Annotated in this window: 11 protein-coding genes and 1 pseudogene; 1 reads left to right on the top strand and 11 read right to left on the bottom strand. The window is 41.4% G+C overall.

Annotation, left to right across the window (positions count from 1 at the left end; genetic code table 11):
- Positions 1-3 precede the first annotated feature (3 nt).
- The 7 genes and pseudogenes from MHH52_RS07195 to MHH52_RS07165 form a co-directional block, all read right to left on the bottom strand.
- Complete coding sequence (locus MHH52_RS07195; RefSeq protein WP_340007572.1) at positions 4-1,188, bottom strand: ATP-binding protein; 1,185 nt, start codon at positions 1,186-1,188, stop codon at positions 4-6.
- A gap of 206 nt (positions 1,189-1,394) precedes the next feature.
- Positions 1,395-1,529, bottom strand: a pseudogene (locus MHH52_RS07190) (sigma factor-like helix-turn-helix DNA-binding protein); the annotation flags it as partial.
- A gap of 875 nt (positions 1,530-2,404) precedes the next feature.
- Positions 2,405-3,838: a glycoside hydrolase family 1 protein gene (locus MHH52_RS07185; RefSeq protein WP_340007570.1), complete on the bottom strand. Its 1,434-nt coding sequence runs from the start codon at positions 3,836-3,838 to the stop codon at positions 2,405-2,407.
- A 38-nt stretch (positions 3,839-3,876) separates the two neighbouring features.
- Positions 3,877-5,604 carry a phosphoenolpyruvate--protein phosphotransferase gene (gene ptsP / locus MHH52_RS07180; protein ID WP_340007568.1) on the bottom strand — a complete coding sequence of 576 codons (1,728 nt, stop codon included), beginning with the start codon at positions 5,602-5,604 and terminating at the stop codon, positions 3,877-3,879.
- Complete coding sequence (locus MHH52_RS07175) at positions 5,597-5,866, bottom strand: HPr family phosphocarrier protein (protein WP_313642052.1); 270 nt, start codon at positions 5,864-5,866, stop codon at positions 5,597-5,599. Before MHH52_RS07175 ends, ptsP begins: the two co-directional genes overlap by 8 nt.
- A gap of 39 nt (positions 5,867-5,905) precedes the next feature.
- Positions 5,906-7,747, bottom strand: coding sequence for a beta-glucoside-specific PTS transporter subunit IIABC (locus tag MHH52_RS07170; protein ID WP_313642051.1), 1,842 nt, complete (start codon positions 7,745-7,747; stop codon positions 5,906-5,908).
- 94 nt (positions 7,748-7,841) lie between these two features.
- Entirely contained in the window at positions 7,842-8,684 is an 843-nt protein-coding gene (locus MHH52_RS07165) for a PRD domain-containing protein (RefSeq protein ID WP_313642050.1), read from the bottom strand.
- Between the two features lie 247 nt (positions 8,685-8,931).
- On the opposite strand from MHH52_RS07165, the gene MHH52_RS07160 reads away from it, so the two are divergent.
- Positions 8,932-9,177, top strand: a complete 246-nt coding sequence (locus tag MHH52_RS07160; RefSeq protein ID WP_340007565.1) for a hypothetical protein — start codon at positions 8,932-8,934, stop codon at positions 9,175-9,177.
- A 215-nt stretch (positions 9,178-9,392) separates the two neighbouring features.
- Here the strand turns inward: MHH52_RS07160 and MHH52_RS07155 are convergent, their stop codons facing one another.
- From MHH52_RS07155 to galA, 4 genes are all read right to left on the bottom strand, one after another.
- Positions 9,393-9,533, bottom strand: a complete 141-nt coding sequence (locus MHH52_RS07155; RefSeq protein ID WP_340007563.1) for a hypothetical protein — start codon at positions 9,531-9,533, stop codon at positions 9,393-9,395.
- A gap of 89 nt (positions 9,534-9,622) precedes the next feature.
- Positions 9,623-14,329 (bottom strand): S-layer homology domain-containing protein, encoded by a 4,707-nt coding sequence (locus MHH52_RS07150; RefSeq protein WP_340007561.1) that lies wholly within the window; start codon positions 14,327-14,329, stop codon positions 9,623-9,625.
- A gap of 447 nt (positions 14,330-14,776) precedes the next feature.
- A complete protein-coding gene (locus tag MHH52_RS07145) occupies positions 14,777-15,991 on the bottom strand; it encodes a Gfo/Idh/MocA family oxidoreductase (RefSeq protein ID WP_340007558.1) in 1,215 nt (404 codons plus the stop codon).
- A gap of 106 nt (positions 15,992-16,097) precedes the next feature.
- Positions 16,098-18,476, bottom strand: a complete 2,379-nt coding sequence (gene galA / locus MHH52_RS07140; RefSeq protein WP_340007556.1) for a beta-galactosidase GalA — start codon at positions 18,474-18,476, stop codon at positions 16,098-16,100.
- Between the last annotated feature and the right edge of the window lie 37 nt (positions 18,477-18,513).

The following is an 18,513-nucleotide window of genomic DNA, read 5'->3' as shown; positions in this document are numbered from 1 at the left end:
ATCTCAATTGTGATAATCACTTACCCAAGGCAAAATAACCATCACACTAGTTCCTACCTGAACTTCTGAATCCACCTTAATATGTCCCCCATACATTTCTATTAATTGTTTACAAATCGATAATCCAATTCCTGTCCCTTTTTGCTTGGTTGTAAAGAATGGGTCAAATATCCGGTTTAATTTATCCTGTGAAATTCCTTCTCCATTGTCTTTAAAGATAAGTATAATTTCGTTAGTCTCAGCAACAGCGGTAACTGTAATGTCTATTCTGCCTCTAAATGCTGTAAATGAATCAATACTATTTTTCAAGATATTCAGGATTACCTGCTCTAGTTGAGAGGCGCTTCCATACGTTAGTACTTTCTCTAATGAATACTCTACGGAAAGAATAATATCATCACTAAGTATGAGTTGATTCACGATGTTATTAACTCTATGTATAACCTCGATAACGTTAAATACTACGCCGTTATTCTTCGTACTATCTCCTTTTCGAGCCAGTACTAGGAAGTCCGTTACTAATCCGTTCAGAGCATCAATCTCTTTGATGGTTATATCCAAATAAGCTCGCAATTCATCCGCCTTGATCTCCGGCTCATATAGCCTATTATTTACAAGCTGAGCAAATCCTTTAATCGAAGCAAGCGGATTCCGTATTTCATGTGCCATACCTGCTGCCATTTGTCCCATAACAGCAATTTTTTGTTCATGTAACTTGTCAATTTGTTGGTTTTTATTAGACAAATAACCCTGTGCAAAGCCAGAAAAACGTGTCCAGTTGCATTCCATTAAACGATTATAAAAAATCAATCGAATCGTAGAATCATCTTCCATCTCTTCAATGATCTTAAACATAACATTCTGAGCGATTAAGTTTAAATCCTTGCTCATTTCCAGTATGATATCAAAATGATCACCGAATATTTCTGCAGTATAAATCCCTTGCTCAAACCCCTCTTTTTCTAGTAGGTTTAGGTATTGGTCGTAATCAAATGAATCCAAGAACAGTGCTTCTACCATACTCATTAATATCGTACTGAATGTTGAATCTAACAATTCATTATGCGTCTCTACAAACCAGGCGGATTCAATATTTTTATTCATATTCATAGAATGAAAATGCCTGTTTAAAATAATTGGAACAGCTAGGGTTAATGACGAACGCAATTCATTTTCACTATATGACATTTTGATCCTCCTTCTTTGTTGTTTTGTATTCAATATATATGTATATTTTCCTTCTTTTTCCGATAAGCTCGATAAAAATGAAACACCCCAAGCTATTCCGCCTATAAAGGAATGGTTTGGGGTGTTGGTTATTTGTATGGTAAATCTATAAAACCAAGGGGAACTTGTTAGCTCCTACTTACCCTCAAAAGCCAGCCTCCCCCACTCTACCGCTTCGCCTTATAAAACTCATGATACAGCTTCATCAGCGCCCGCTTCTCAATCCGCGACGCATAGCTGCGACTGATGCCAAGCTCCTTGGCGATCTCCCGCTGTGTTCTCTCTTCCCCACCTGTATCTAAAGTTTATGACTATTATGCTGATAGCAGATCACTTTAGCCTTGATATAAGCTACTTCCTAAAACCCATTACTGATGATGGTGATGAGTAAGCTTATTCCTTAAGGTACAAGAGTCTTAAGACGAATCATATATTGAATATTTCCCTTGAAAAAGAATTGTTTGGATTAGCAGTTTTTGAGTATTAATCGATGTTGGATGAAAAGCTGCAAGAAGAGCAACAGGACTTTGTATCACAGAAGAATGGTGGGTATTATATATTCGTCAAACAGGTATAGAGTTAATCACCAACACTACGCTAATCACTGGTGTTATTGGTGGTATCCTGATGGAAGCTATGGGATGGATAATCCAGTCACTAGAGCAGAAGTTGTTACTTTGCTTAATCGTTATTTAGGTGTTGAAGGTAAGGATGCAAGTAGCTAAGAAGGATTGAATGAGCTAAGAGAAGTAGGACTTACTGGAACTAATATGTTTAGTATTGGTGTGAAGAAACAAATGGATACTGAATTCGGACTCATTAGAAACTATGAATTACCATTTTATGGATTACCACTTTTCGTTAAGTTTCTTCGGTTGTATTGTCACAACAGCTGCATAAACTATTTCTAGTCTCAGTTGTAGGAGAAAGTGACGGTACTATTCATTTCAATACCAAGGCATCTGGGGGTACCGCGTTATAGGGGATCTGTCAAGAAGTAAGGCGTATCGGCTTAATCTTCGTTACGCCTGAAAAGGTAAAACCGCCGATTAAAACAAGTCACTGAATGGTTAATTATACACCGACCGGACCGTAAAGGATTGATTCAGCTCACCATTCAGTAAAAAACACAAGAAATAAGCTGACTTTATATAATATCAAAGTCAGCTTATTGTTATTACTTCACTCGTAGAGACTTTCCGTTGGTTGCAATAACTTGTTTGTACCAATGGAAGGATTTCTTACGATAACGTTCAAGCGTACCGCTCCCATCATCATTGCGATCCACATAAATATATCCGTAGCGTTTTTTCAATTGAGCCGAAGATGCACTCACGAGATCAATACAACCCCATGATGTATACCCCATCACATCAACACCATCTTCAATGGCTTCAACAACCTGTACGAGATGATCATTTAAATACTGAATACGGTAGTCATCTTCAACCGTTTTCTCGCCTGCATCATTGACAATGAGCTCATCCACCGCACCAAGACCGTTCTCAACAATAAATAGTGGCTTTTGGTAGCGATCATAGAGCATATTGAGTACGTATCGCAAACCTTGCGGATCAATTTGCCATCCCCACTCGCTTGCCTCCAGATGCGGATTTGGAACACCACCGAAGATGTTACCTGGTCCACTTACGACGCTCGGGTCAGTCGTTTCGCAATTGCTCATGTAGTAGCTGAACGAAATGAAATCTACCGTGTTAAGAAGCATTTCTTCATCGCCCGGTTCTATTTCAATCGTTATTCCATGCTCCCGGAAATAACGCTTCATATAGCCTGGATAGACGCCGCGAACATGTACATCACCAAAGAAGTAATTCTTGTGCTCATAGTGCATTGTAGCAATGACATCATTCGGATTTGGTGTTAGTGGATACGTTGGCAGCGCAAGCATCATACAGCCAATTTTCGCATCAGGAATAATCTCATGACAGAGCTTTACAGCAGCAGCACTTGCAACAAGCTCATGATGTACCGCTTGGTAAAGATCTTGTTTCGTAAGTTGTTCCTTGGGTGTATAAATTCCACCACTCATGAACGGTGCCTCTAAGATGGAGTTGATTTCATTAAACGTCAGCCAATATTTCACTTTGTCCTTATAGCGATTGAACACCACTGTCACATACCGTGTATAAAACTCAACGAGCCTACGGTTTACCCATCCATTATACTGTTTGGATAAATGTAATGGGGTTTCATAGTGTGAGAGTGTTACTAGCGGCTCAATACCATATTTGTGACATTCATCAAATAGCTCATCATAGAATTGAAGTCCTTTCTCATTTGGCACCAAGTCGTCCCCATTGGGAAAAATACGTGACCATGCAATCGAAGTACGGAACACTTTAAATCCCATTTCTGCAAACAGCTTTACGTCTTCTTTATATCGATGATAAAAGTCTATTCCGACCAACTTCAAGTTCTCTTCCGTTGGGTACTCAGTAATGGGTCCCATAATTCCCTTCGGCGACACATCTTGCGTAGACAATCCCTTACCATCTTCGTTATAAGCACCTTCAATCTGATTGGCTGCCACGGCACCGCCCCATAAGAAGCTATCGGGGAAATGTAAAGTAGGATTATTGTCTTTATTCATAATCTAGTCTCCAATCTTATTTTATTGTGCTAACATGATTAACTCAAAGAATTAATGAACAACGATGCATTTACCAAATCAACAACTTCCTTTGCCGTACCACATTCCAAGGCTTGTTGCGCTAGTTCCCGCATCTGCTTCTGATTAAGCTTGGATATCTGCGAGCGTGCAGATAGAATAGACGTCGCACTCATACTGAATTCATCCAAACCAAGTCCAATGAGTAGAGGGATAGCTGTTGCATCCCCTGCCATCTCGCCACACATGCCCACCCATCGACCATGTTGATGCGCCGCCTCGATAACTTGCTTAATTAAGCGTAAAATGGATGGGTTGTACGGTTGATATAAGTACGATACACGTTCATTCATTCGATCGGCAGCCAGTGTATATTGAATTAAGTCATTCGTTCCAATACTGAAGAAATCTACTTCCTTTGCGAACTGATCAGCTAATACAGCCGTTGAAGGAATCTCAACCATGATACCGATCTCTATTTGTTCTGAAACTTCAATGCCCTCATCAACAAGCTTCTTCTTCTCTTCTAATAATATGGCCTTCGCCTCACGGAACTCTTCCAGCGTTGCAATCATGGGGAACATGATTTTCAGGTTACCGAACACACTTGCTCGTAATAATGCACGCAACTGTGTACGGAATACTCCTTGCTCCTCTAGACATAGTCGAATCGCGCGGAAGCCTAAGAAAGGATTCATTTCTTTCGGTAAATTGAGGTAAGGCAACTCTTTGTCGCCGCCAATATCTAGTGTGCGTACAACGACCGGTTTACCACTCATTTTCTGTAATACCGTCTTATAAGCGCTAAACTGCTCTTCCTCCGTTGGAAGCTTGTCACGACCCATATACAGAAATTCAGTACGATAGAGTCCAACCGCTTCGCCGCCGTTATTCAGAACACCATCAACATCCGTTGGTGTACCTATGTTTGCGCCTAGTTCGACGTGGTGTCCATCTTGTGTAAGGGTCGGTTCAAGACGAAGTTTCGCCCACTCGGCTTTTTGTTCCTCATAAGCTACTTGCTTCGCATGATAGGCTGCAATGACTTCATCCGTTGGATGAATAATCACGTGTCCTTCCATACCATCGATAATGATGATATCGCCATCTATAACAACATCCATAATATCTTTGGTGCCTACAACTGCCGGAATTTCAAGTGATCTTGCCATAATTGCTGAATGTGAAGTACGACCACCAATGTTGGTTACAAAGCCTTTTACATACTGTCGATCTAGTTGTGCTGTATCTGAAGGCGTTAGGTCCTTCGCGATCAGCACAACTTCCTCGGAGATGGCTGCAAGATTAACGAACTTTACATTCAGGAGATGGGATAGAACACGTTTCGTTACATCTCGCATATCAGCTGCACGCTCTTGAAGATATGCACTTTTCATATTCTCGAACATACTAACGTACATCGTTGAAACTTCCTGTAAAGCATACTCAGCATTAACATGTTTATCGTTCACTTTTTCTTTTACAGCATCAATTAATTCTGCATCGGAAAGAAGCATAAGATGGGATTCAAAAATTTCTGCTTTCTCCTCCCCTAACTTCTCTTGTGTTCTTTCCTTTAGAATCTCAATTTCAGCGAGAGAAAGTTTCACCGCTTCATCGAACCTACTCATCTCAAGATGAATGTCAGATACACCGCTTTTTTCAATAATTAACTCTTCATGCGCAAGGCGGTAAGCTCTAGCAATTGATATCCCTGCGGATGCTGCGATTCCATGAATCTTATTCATGTACAACGCCCAACCCTTTTTCCATAACGCTTTGAAGCTCTGACAAGACAGCTGCTTCATCTTCACCATTCGCAATAAACTTAATCGTATCCCCTTGTTCAAGACCTAAAGAAAGCATATTTAGAATTGATTTCACCTTTATTGTTGTACCTTTCGCTTCAGCAAACACTTCAGAATTTGAATTCGTCACCGCTTTAATTAAAGCTGTTGCTGGTCTTGCATGAATTCCATCTGCATCTGTAATCATGAATGTTCTTTCCACTACAACCTACCCCAATCTATATCTTTTATTATGAAAATACTACACCAAAATCGTAAGTAAATTATCGTTCTTACTAACACTTGAATTCTTCGTTTCAACGACATCCAAATATTCATCAGCATTCGTGACAATGACTGGCGTTGTCAATTCAAAGCCCTCTTCTCTAATCTTTTCAATATCAAATTTCAGAAGTGTATCCCCTTTTCTCACCGTGGCTCCTTGTACAGCAACAGGCTCAAAGTATTTACCCTTCAGTTTGACTGTATTTACACCTACATGAATGAGAATTTCGATTCCTTCATCCGATGTTATGCCAATAGCGTGATACGAAGGAAATACATTTGTAACTTTCCCGTCTACAGGAGATACAACTTCACCTACAGTCGGTTCAATGGCTACTCCTTTTCCCATTGCACCAGATGAGAAAGCTTTGTCACTAATTTCACTCAAGGTCTTAACAGCGCCCGTTAATGGACTAAAAATCGTTTGATTTTTCGAACTGATTACCGGCTTTTCTGTTATTTCTTGAGGCTGTTCCTTTTTCTTCTTGTCTTCATAACCTAAGAAATATGTGAGTGCTGCTGCCAGTACAAAAGAAACGACAAGACTAATAATGTAGGGTACGATTGGACCAAACGAAGGAATCGATAGAACGCTTGGGAAAGCAAAAGCAAAAGCTCTGACACCTGCTGCTCCGGAAATTGCACCACCAATAGCTCCGGCGATAATAACATATGGAAGTGTGCGTTTATATTTGAATAACACACCATATATGATCGGCTCCGTTACCCCTCCTAAAAATCCTGGGAAAAGTCCCGAAACTGCCACCGATCTTGTACTCTTATCTTTTGATCGTAATGCAACCACTGCAGCTACGCCAAGCTGTGCAAAAGGTGCTGCGGCAAGCGTGGCAATTAGTGGATCGCCACCCTGGGACAAGTTCTGAAGAAAAATTGGAATAAATCCATTGTGTATACCTAACAACGTCAAGAATGTCCACGAACTACCCATGATTGCCCCAGCAAGCCAACCGCTCTTCTCAGAAAGCATAAGTATAATGTTAGAAATGCCATCACCTACATAGACACCAAACGGACCAAATACAATAATTGTTAAAGGAACGATAACAATTATTGCCAGCATTGGAACCAAGAACAACTGCATACTTCTCGGAATAATTTTTAATAAAACCTTATTCAGGAGAGCATAAATAGATACAGCGATAAAGATTGGAAATACTGTTGCTGAATAGCTTGCAACAATGACCGGAATTTGAAGGAACGATACACCGCCTTCAATACTCGCTAAGCCCGTATAATTCGGTTCAAGCAATGCTGCCCCGATAACCCCACCAATATATGGACTGGCGTTTAGCTTCGTAGCTAATGTAATCCCTAAGAAGATCGGCAAGAAATAAAAGACGGCATTCCCAGCAGCAGATAGGATTAAATACGTAGGATCTGTTGCTTTCAAGACTCCTACTGTGGTTAGAACAATTAATAACGCCTTCAACATACCTGATCCTGCTAGAGCACCCAGTAATGGCGAAAAGCTTCCTGAAATGATTCCAAAAATCCGATTCGATAACGACTCCTTGGATTTCACATCTGTTCCCTCGTTTACAGTACCTGCGTCTAATTTGCCGACTTTAACGATTTCAGCATATACATCGGACACATGCGCCCCAATGATGACCTGGAATTGACCTCCACTAACGACAACACTTAATACACCTTCCATCTTCGATAATGTGTCTTTGTTCGCTTTAGACTGGTCCTTCAACGTAAATCGTAGCCGAGTTGCACAATGTACCAAGGCTTCGACATTCTCTCTGCCACCGACTTCTCTAAGTATATCTACTGCTAGACCCTTATACTTCATTTCTCTCACTCCTTGTATATAGTAGAAAAATAGAAAAGCCTAAATCAAACATAATCGTTTGATTTAGGCTTGCCCAAAAGGTAACACCCTAAATTTATTCTTCTTTTTTATGAAACACTCGTTGTATGTGTACTGTCAGATACACTACTTCTTCATCTGTTAATGGATATCCATACTGACTGTTTACAAACTTCCTTATTTTTAATGCACATTCATATGCTTTAGGATATTTAATCCTGACAACGTCCAGCATTTCATCAAAATCATCGTGATCATAATGAACCTCATTCACAAGTCGTTGTGCAAAAAATTTCAAATGGGTAATAAAACGATAATAACCAAGAGATTGCTCATCGAGATCAGCTTTATAGTTGTACCGGATAATCGTTAGTATTTCTTGCATAACTTTGGTTATTTTCTTCAAGTTAGGCATTTCTTCATTCATTTCAGCATTTACAATGTGTAGTGCTAAGAACCCTGCTTCATCTTCAGGTAATATGACACCGAACTGCTCTAGAATCATATTAAGCGCCTCAAGACCGATCTCGTATTCTTCTTTGTAAAACTGTTTAATCTCCCATAGCAATCCATTCTTTATCGCAATTCCATTATTATGTCTTTGAATCGCAAAGTGGATATGGTCGGATAAATGAATATAACTACTATCATTCAATTTTTTGTTCAACTTCTGCATAGCATAACTGATAATGCTCTCGGATAATGCTAGATACTCGATTGGTATCTCAGTAAATAATGCTTTAAATTTTTCGCTCTGGTTTTCATTTTCTAGCGTGAAAATTTTCTCAATGAGCTCTTCATTTATAACCTCATCCACTTTTTTATTAAATGCAACTCCCCGGCCTATAACGATAACCTCTTGCTTTTTCGTGTTTAATGCAACAACTGCATTATTATTAAGTATCTTTTGGATTTTCACTTTATCGACTCCAATCCAATCCAATCTACATTAAACCAAACAAAAAAGCAAAACCATACCCATAGTAAGAGGTACATGGTTTTGCCTGATTTAACAGTAACAACCCAATTTGTATACGCTTACTTATATTTATATCACAATTAAGTTGTAATAGCAATCATTTAACCACAGTTATTTTATTCCATATAAAACCGAGTCCCCCTCCCGAATCCTTATCACAAGCTCCCCGGTGGCTATATCTCACTTCATGAATGAGCAAATACTCCCTAATGATTCCACTTGTAAAAGCAGTGAATTAGACTCATCCACACTTTCCGCAATTACTGCAACCGTTACAAATCAGCTTACTGCTGCAAGTAGCACAATGTGGAATATGAAGTCCAAACGAATATGCCCGTCAAATGAGGGTAATTCACCACATCCTGCCATGATTTCTCATGCGAACATGACCACTCCGGTATCTGATCTCCATAGGATGAACAGTATCCTTTAACAGCATCATTCTCATAGATTCCTCGCGTAATCGTACAACTCGTACTCTCACTCCCGATCATGATCCGATCTGGAAATTGTTCGTGATCGACAAGATATTGATCTTCTCTTTGACCATAGTTATATCCGGTTATATCTACGGAATTACTATACCCTCCATCATTCCACCAGGGAGATAGCCGTGGCTCTTATGATGTTTGACTCTACCCCCGTCATTTACTTAATTCCCTTCCACTCCCGATCGTTCATGACAGACGGTTCTCTTTCATCAAAATAAGCGATCTTCAGCCATCCCCCTTCGGCAATCTGCTCGCAGTCAGTTAACCCACCTGTCATCCCACCTTTTACAGCATGCATGATAGGTAGATCGCCTTTGTCCACATGAAAAGTTAAAGTTATAACAACGCACCGCCAATATAGGACGGTGCGTCGTATCAAAGCGTTCGTTATTTAGTGTTTAGCATAGCTAATATCAAAGTGACTGCTTCAGCTCTGGTTGAAGAGGCATTCGGATTATATTTGCCATTCCCATTCCCCTTAATCAATCCTGCTTCAGCTGCTGTTGCTACATAAGGTTTTGCCCATGCTGGAATTTGATCTGCATCATCAAACGCTAGTGTTGCATTTGGATTCACTTCAAGACCAAGTACACGAACAATAAGAACAACTAATTCGCTTCTAGTTATTTCATTATTTGCACGGAAAGTACCATCTTTGTATCCAGAAATGAAACCTGCTTTTGAAAGTGCTTGAATGAATGACTGAGCCCATACTGGTGTTTTGCCTTGATCCGAAAAACTAAACTCAGAATCAACAGCATCCAATTTCAGCGCTCTAGCTAACATCGTTGAAAACTCACCACGAGTTACGGTACCATTCGGTCTGAAGGTTCCATCCTCATAGCCACTGACAAAACCTAGTTCTACTGCTTTTTCGATAGAAGCCTTGGCCCAGTGATCTGAAATATCAGACAGATCTACTTTTGGAGTCTCTGGCTCAGTTGGTTTTACTGGATCTGTTGGCTTAGTTGGCTTTTTATCATCTTCTGGTTTTGGCGTAGCCTTAGGATCTGGTGTTGCTGTTGGACCTGGTGTTGGTGTTGGTGTTGGTGTTGGTGTTGGTGTTGGTGTTGGTGTTGGTGTTGGTGTTGGTTCCGGCGTTGGCGTCGTTCCTGCTTTTACAGTTACACCGATTTTAGTCGTCAAGTCTACGTTGTCTGAATTTACCACACCAATAGGCAACGTTACTATTCCATCTACAGTGAAGGTCTGTGCTGCCCTTTTCGCTGGATCATAGCTTGAAGCAGCTACATCCCAGGTCACACTAGCAATTACTCTGCCCGCATCGGTGACTAGTTCTACTGTCGCAGGCAATCCAAGGGCTTCTGCTGTCTTGGCTGTTCCGTTGGCTACTCCAGTTATCGCTTCTGGTGCTGTTATGCTCACTAGAGTCTTGTCCTGTTCTGAATCTGCATTTACAGTAACACTAATGCTTGTTGTTAGTTCAACGCTACCTGGATTTACCACACCTGCTGGCAATTCGACTGTTCCATCTACATCGAATTTCTGCTCTGTTTTTACATCTGGATCGTAACTTGAATTCTCTACATCCCATGTTACGTTAGCCGGCACATCTCCAAAGTCTGTTACCAATGTTACGGTTTCAGGCAACCCAAGGGCTTCTGCCGTCTTGTCTGTTCCGTAGACTACTCCAGTTATCGCTTCTGGTGCTGTTATGCTCACTAGAGTCTTGTCCTGTTCTGAATCTGACTCTGCATTTACAGTAACACTAATGCTTGTTGTTAGTTCAACGCTACCTGGATTTACCACACCTGCTGGCAATTCGACTCTTCCATCTACATCGAATTTCTGCTCTGTTTTTACATCTGGATCATAACTTGAATTCTCTACACCCCATGTTACGTTAGCCGGCACATCTCCAGAGTCTGTTACCAATGTTACGGTTTCAGGCAAAACAAGGGCTTCTGCCGTCTTGTCTACTCCGTTGGCTACTCCAGTAATTGGCTCTGGTGTTTTTATGCTCACAAGTGTCTTATCCTGAGGCTCTGTTTCTGAATCACTATAAATATTGATTTCTGCTGCTGTTGCCCATCCATTATATGCCTCTATTGCTTCAAGCTGAATATACTGTGCTTTGATTGGATCAAACGTCACTTGCTTCAGTCTAGTATCAAATGGCCAAGTTCCACTTGTCACTTTGGTAAAGTTAGTTCCGTCCATACTGACATAAACGTTATACTTAGTTATAATGCCGCTTGTTCCTCCTGTGCTTCTTGGGAGATAGGAAAGTCTATTAACCTTGTAAACATCCCCCAAATTCAAAGTAATAGATTGAGGCAGAACATCAGATTTATTCCACTTGGTATGCCACATGGTTAGCGGATCTCCATCAATCGCAAAACGCGCTTCATCCTTTCCTGTCTCTTCACTTGTTGCCGTTGCTGTCATGCTGGACTGTGGGATTTTATTTACAATTACATTTATAGATGTTTGCAAGGATACATTGTTGGGATTGTCTAATACTTCAGGAAGAGTCACTGTACCAGGTACCGAGAATGTCTGTCCTTCTTTCATTGTAGGATCATAGCTTATGTTACTAATGTCCCATGTTACTTCAGCCTTCATATTATTTGTACTTGTCTCTAACTTTACAGATTCCGGCAATTGGGGAATCAAATCTGTCTTTGAAATTCCAATTTCAAAATCAGTTACTGCTTCAGGGGTTATAATGTTTACAAGTGTGGGATTTTGCACACCACCCTGTGGCTTCAGCTCATAGGATGCATTAGCCTTCGTAGCAAACTTATAAGTATCCCCTAATATATTCGTGCCCTTAACAGTCTTAATTAGATTTCCGTCCTCATAAACCTCCAATTCTTGACCTTTCCATGGATTCAGAACAGTGCAATCTTTACCTTTTTCACTGAATATATTTACATAAGTCGTTATTCCATTCTCATTCTGCTTTGCATCCACCAAGAATGCACCTTTCGCTCTCAACCGTGTAAACTCCGCTGGCTGATCTTTATGCCAGTTCGCAAATACATTTATGAAGTCTTGATTGCTCTGCATCAGAGAATGCGTAATTGTATTATAGATCAGAGAAGCCTGAACGGATGCTCCCACTGTATGATTATTTCGTATTCCAACCCACTCACCTGCAGGGCGATTAAGAAGTCCTTTAGCCAAAAAGTCAGTAATCTTGTCAATGTCGTAACCAACATTCGTTGCAATCATTGTTGTGCGATCTTCTTTGTCATGGCCTTCTTTCCATGGTGCAATATATTTAAGATAATTCCGAGTATACTCGAGCCATTCAGAATCAGTTGCCATGCCTACTAGATCAGTAAGGTAAGTCGTATGAATGATTGGAGCGTTTCTAGGTACAGCAGGCTCTCCCTCTGCTTCCGTGAATACCGTTAGTCCTGCGCCAGGTTGGCCTTCTGGAATGACATACGTTGGCAATAGCGATAAATTGTCACGAAACTCTTGCCACTTCACTCGCTTATCAGCATCTTTACCTAGTTCCTTACTCGCCTTAATCGCTTTATCAAATACAAAGTAAGTACCAGCTAGATCTTGAAACGCATTCTTATACAGAGTTTCGCTTTCAATAGTAGATCCACCTATAACGTATTTCCCTGTTACCTCATCTACAACGGCAAAGTCTTCAAAGAACTCAGTTAAATCAACCAACTTGTCGTATAAGAATTTTTCTAAATATTCATCATCGTAAGTATATTCCCAGTATTTAACCATTGGAACTAATGCCATGGCCGCATGGATTGGAGCACTATCATAGGCAGGGGCTGATGCATATCCCCATGGCGGCATAAATGTTGGGAACAAGACGCCTCTTATTCCTTTAGTAAATTTGGGATACCATTTCGAATTACCAATAACTCTATTCAATTCTTTAGGATCGGATGCCATGGTCCGCCCCGTTTCCCAGTAATCATCAATTAATTTGGTATAAGAGGCAATTTGATTCACCCTATTAGCTACAATGGCTGCATTTGGTGCCCGTTGAACATCTATGTTCATAAAGAATCCACCGCTCCACGCTGTGTTAGTACTACCTGTCCAAGGAAATAAATTGCCACCAAATACTTCTGCTGGTTTATCACTTTGAGCTTCCAAAGCTGCCCCTGTAGCATAGAGTTGGCCGTAATAGATTCTCTCCATTAAAGAGGATTCATCTGCCAGTTTAATGTACGACTTTAACCAGTATTTTTTCCACCAATCCAGATGTTTCTGCTTCACCGTATCTAGCGCAGCTTCTGAATCAATGCCTAAAACATGTGCCTTAGCGTCCTCCAACGATGTCGTGGAGCTCTTACCGCCTTCTGTTGCTGCGATAACAGTTACAGTTTCGCCTGCAGCTAGTTCAAATTTTGCCATACAGGTTTTGTCATCAACCTGACTAAATACAGGATCTTTATCCATAACTTTCAATACGGTAGAAAGTTCTACAGCATAACCGAACCTTTCTTCGGTACCTAGATGCTTGGTAAAGGAGATTAGCTTGTTAACTGGATCAATTGATGTAGTATGGGAACTTTTAGTCCCAGGGGTAGGAGCAACCGTTCTTACACCAATTTCCATACTTGCATCTGTTGTATTGGTAATTTCAGTTACGATCAAATTTTCTGTAGCTGATAGCCAGGTGCTGGTTTCAAAGCCTTTCTCTGAAACCGCCTTAACAATTCCATCTTTCATACTTTGATCGTATCTAAATGGCTTATTACCCGTACCTCCATCCAGTCTCTCATACGTAATTTTCCCATGGGTCGTAGTAGAAAAGGCACTAAGACTATAGCTCTTTTCCCAAGAATCTGCATGCGAGATATAAATTTGTTGCTTGTTCTTATCTCCCCCCATGAAAGCATTAACGGTCCCATTTCCCATTAGAGGTCCATCAGGAGATACAGTTGTTTCGTTGCTAACTTTTGGCAATTGAGTGTAAATGATAGGATACTTATCTATTATGGAACTTACTTCCGCCCACTCTGCCTCGACTTTTGCTTGTTCATCTATCTGAGGAGCAGCATGTATATCTTTTGGAAACGCAAAGCTAGTGGCTATCAAACAAAATACAAGCAAGCTAGAAGCAGCTTTTCTAACTTTATTCATATTATTTTCCCCCTTCATGTTGTCATCATTCAAAGCGACTAACTGAACTAAAGGCATGTTTCATAGATTCATAATAATGAACTGCAAATTAAAAACGTCTCCTAACTGTTTTTTAGCAATCACATATACACCACCTCCTCTCATCGCTTAAATCAGTTACCGGATCCCTCCCTTTTTACTTGTAATCGCTTTCATTTTATTACAAAAAAAATTCCTATTTCTGGCTATATTTAATTAATTCACTCTATAAATAGTATCCGAATTGTTTATTCGCTAGAATAGAGAAAAGAAACTTACTTGGTGGACTTTTTGAACCAAAAGGCTAGAAGAAATCGTCGAATTGTATCGGCCGATTAAGTTAGATTAGTTCGTTAATAAAGGCAGATAAGGTATATTCCTTATCTGCCTTGTGCATTAGGATCACGATTTGACTTCGACTTCTACCAATTAAAACGTAACGGAATAAAATTTATCGCTTTCGGAAAACGCTTTGGCTTGCAGACATACAAGGGCGCTGCGAATCCCGTCTTTCAAAGGGGCGACCGATTCGGTGGTTCTGCCCTGCATCAGGTGTACAAAATTCCGCATGAGTACAATATCACCGCCGCCATGACGCGAGCCTTGATCATCGAGACGCACAGTGGTTACTTTATCACTCATATGGTCAAATACTTTGATTTCATTGGTGGCGAAATTGAATTCCACGGTGCCCTTATAGCCATATAACCTAGCCCCTCGGCGCGCAGCCCCTTTGCGGGCAAAGAAGTTCTGCGAATACATGACGTGCATGCCGCTTTCGTATTTCACAATCATGCTGCCGGAGTCTTCGTTACCGGTGTCTACCGCAAAGCTGCAATAGTCGTTACGCGGAGTGTCATTGCGCACATAAGTGATATTGTAAGTGCTGTCCATACAGGTTTCCCATTTGTCACATTCGCTGCATCGAAGGCCGGCAGGCATGTCACCTTTGTAAATTTGTTTAGATTTCATGGCACAAACGTTCACGGGTTCTTCACCCAGCAAATAGTTGATGACGTCGATATCATGCGTTGCCTTTTGCAGGAAAAGCCCCTTAGAAGCGGATTCATCTCGATACCAGTCGTGGAAATAAACAAATCCATAAGGAACATCGTTGAACGCCTGTACATGCTCAACCTTGCCAATCGTGCCGGCATCCAGAATACGCTTGACCTCCTGCACCAGCGGTGTAACGCGTAACGGGAAGGAAACAACTGTGGGAGCCGTTGCTTTCGCTTCGCATTCGGCTAACGTTCTCAGATCCTCCATCGTAGTCGCAACCGGTTTTTCCAAAAACAACGGCAGATTGCGATCCAGCACCTTTTTGGCGAAATAAGTATGCATGTTGCAGTTCGTACCTACGATCACGCCGTCCAGTTTTTCGTTGTCCAGCATTTCGTCCGCATCCGTATAAAAGGTAATAGTATCCGGATTCATCTCGCAGCTGCGCAAAAGTCCGTCGATTTTATCGATTCCCATTTGGTGCATCGATTCTTTGGAGCCGTCTTTCTTCATTAAAGCCCGCACGCGCTCATGGTCGGGATCGGCTACTGCCTTGATCTGGATTTCATAAGGTAGCGCGAACAAATCATCCATCAGCATGTCGATCCGCACGCCGTATCCAATAACACCAATATTCAACAAAAGAAGGACCTCCTGTTATTTTTTTAGTTCGATTTGTACCCGCTCTATCTCTAATCGTATCGTGACTCCCTGGCACTAAGTGCCAGGGACAAATCGGATATCAATTTTATTCCACTCGTATTACTGCCACGGCAGCTTGAAGAGAAACCGAAGTTGCTCTTATCACAATATCTCCCGGTTCCTTGTTAGCCTGAACTATCGCTAAACAATGTCCGTTGAATGCTCGTCTACGATTCGCTTTATCAGGTTCGTGACTGCTTGGATCACCATTTCCAACACCGATAATTTTGCCTGGACCTTCGATTGTGAACATAACCTCGTTATCTGCCATAGGAACAACTTCACCAGAAGCATCCAGTATAGAAACTTTAATCATAGCAATATCCGTACCATTCGCTTTCACTTCGTTTTTATCCAGCTCCAAACGAATACGATCAGGAGTTCCTGTTGTAGCCACAACCTTTCTCGTGATTTCCTTTCCGGCTATTTTCCCTATCGCTATCAATTCACCGGGAGCGTAGCAGACTTTCCACTCCATTCGTGAATTTCGATCCACGCTCTTCTCACCCAGACTATGACCGTTAAGTACCAACTCTACAGTCTCGCAATTGCTATACGCCCATACATCAATCTCTTCACCGATTTTGTCCTGCCAGTTCCAGTGAGGCATAATGTGCACCATCGGTTCTTCCGTCCAAGCGGCTTTATAGTAATAATACGCATCCTTAGGGAATCCGCAGTAATCCATGATCCCGAAGTGAGACCCGATGCACGGCCATTCATAAGGTGTTGGTTCTCCTCTGTAATCGAATCCAGTCCAAACGAATATGCCCGTCAAATGAGGGTGATTCACCACATCCTGCCATGATTTCTCATGCGAACATGACCACTCCGGTATCTGATCTCCATAGGAAGAACAGTATCCTTTAACATCATCATTCTCATAGATTCCACGTGTCGTCGTACAGCTCGTACTCTCGCTCCCGATCATGATCCGCTCTGGAAATTGTTCATGATCGATAAGATATTGATCTTCTCTTTGGCCATAGTTATATCCGGTTATATCTACAGAATTACTGTATCCTCCATCATTCCACCCGTGATTCATGCATGCAATAGTAAGGCGAGTAGGATCAATGGCACGTGTAATTCGTGACATCGTTTCAAGCATTCTCGCTCCCATAATCGTGCCTTCTAATATTTCCTCGTTCTCCATGCTCCACAAAATGATGGAAGGGTGGTTTCGATCTCGATAAAGGATCTCTTTCAGATCTGCGATCCCGTCCGGAGATATATCCAGTTTCCTGTTCTCATCCATCACGAGCATACCCATTCTGTCGCATAGATCCAGGAGCTCAGGTGAAGGAGCGTGGTGAGCGCATCTGTATGCATTGCACCCCATACTTTTGAGAAGTTTGATTTTATATTCGGTTACTTGGTCAGGCAGAGCAACTCCTACGCCAGCGAAATCCTGATGGTTGCAAGTTCCTTTGATCAAATACTGTTCACCATTTAAGTAAAATCCCCTATCCGTGGTAAACTCTATCGTTCGCACGCCCAATGGAGTCCTATAAACATCCATTACATCTCGCTCATTAGCGTCATAAACTTCCGTAATCACTTCGTAAAGGTAAGGCTTCTCAGGCGACCAGAGCATGGGCTCCATCAATGTCATTACAGTTTCAACATCGGTTTGACTGTCTCCTTGAATGGTTATGTTCTCTGAGCTGGTAGCGACCACTTGACCCGTTCCGTCCTCGATTAAAGTCTTGATTATACAATTCACGACATGAGGATGTTCGTTATGTACGTTTGTTGATACGTTAACCGTGGCCTCATCTTTGCCTACTACGGGCGTGGTCACATAAGTTCCATGTCTTCCTACGTGAAGTCTGTCCGTCTTATCTAGCCATACATGGCGGTAAATCCCACATCCTTCATACCACCAGCCCTCATAATCACGAGCATCAACTTTTACGAAAATGACATTCTTCCCTTCATCGCCGTAACGCGCAATATCCGTAATGTCATAACAGAAGCCTGTATACCCACTTTGATGAGTTCCCAATAAATGCCCGTTAACCCATACGGTACAGTTTCGCATGACACCATCAAACTCAATCGATAGTTTCTTCCCCAAATCTTCCATAGGAATCTCGAAAACTTTACGATAACATCCAATTCCAACAGGGAGATAACCGTGGCTCTTATGATGTTTGACTTTACCCCCGTCATTTACGTAATTCCCTTCCACGCACCAGTCATGTGGAAGATCGATACTCTTCCACTCCCGATCGTTCATGACAGACTGTTCTCTTTCATCAAAATAAGCGATCTTCAGCCATTCCCCTTCAGCTATCTGCTCGCAGTCAGTTAACCCACCTGTCATCCCTCCTTTTACAGCATGCATGATAGGTAGATCACCTAAATGGAACATCCAGTTCTGGTCAAAGCTTTCCCGCATTCGTTTATTTTCCAATATCATTATCTTTTCCTCCTGAAATTGTCCTCATGAAAAGTTA

Origin of the sequence: Paenibacillus sp. FSL K6-0276 (assembly GCF_037977235.1) — a bacterium.
Classification (GTDB): Bacteria; Bacillota; Bacilli; order Paenibacillales; family Paenibacillaceae; genus Paenibacillus_AQ.
This window is presented reverse-complemented; position numbering and strand designations above follow the sequence as displayed.

Coding starts and splice junctions, on each gene's coding strand:
- MHH52_RS07195 (WP_340007572.1), bottom strand. CDS start 1,188: ATGTCATATAGTGAAAATGAATTGCGTTCGTCATTAACCCTAGCTGTT.
- MHH52_RS07170 (WP_313642051.1), bottom strand. CDS start 7,747: ATGAAGTATAAGGGTCTAGCAGTAGATATACTTAGAGAAGTCGGTGGC.
- MHH52_RS07150 (WP_340007561.1), bottom strand. CDS start 14,329: ATGAATAAAGTTAGAAAAGCTGCTTCTAGCTTGCTTGTATTTTGTTTG.
- galA (WP_340007556.1), bottom strand. CDS start 18,476: ATGATATTGGAAAATAAACGAATGCGGGAAAGCTTTGACCAGAACTGG.
- MHH52_RS07185 (WP_340007570.1), bottom strand. CDS start 3,838: ATGAATAAAGACAATAATCCTACTTTACATTTCCCCGATAGCTTCTTA.
- ptsP (WP_340007568.1), bottom strand. CDS start 5,604: ATGAATAAGATTCATGGAATCGCAGCATCCGCAGGGATATCAATTGCT.
- MHH52_RS07160 (WP_340007565.1), top strand. CDS start 8,932: ATGAATGAGCAAATACTCCCTAATGATTCCACTTGTAAAAGCAGTGAA.
- MHH52_RS07155 (WP_340007563.1), bottom strand. CDS start 9,533: ATGCATGCTGTAAAAGGTGGGATGACAGGTGGGTTAACTGACTGCGAG.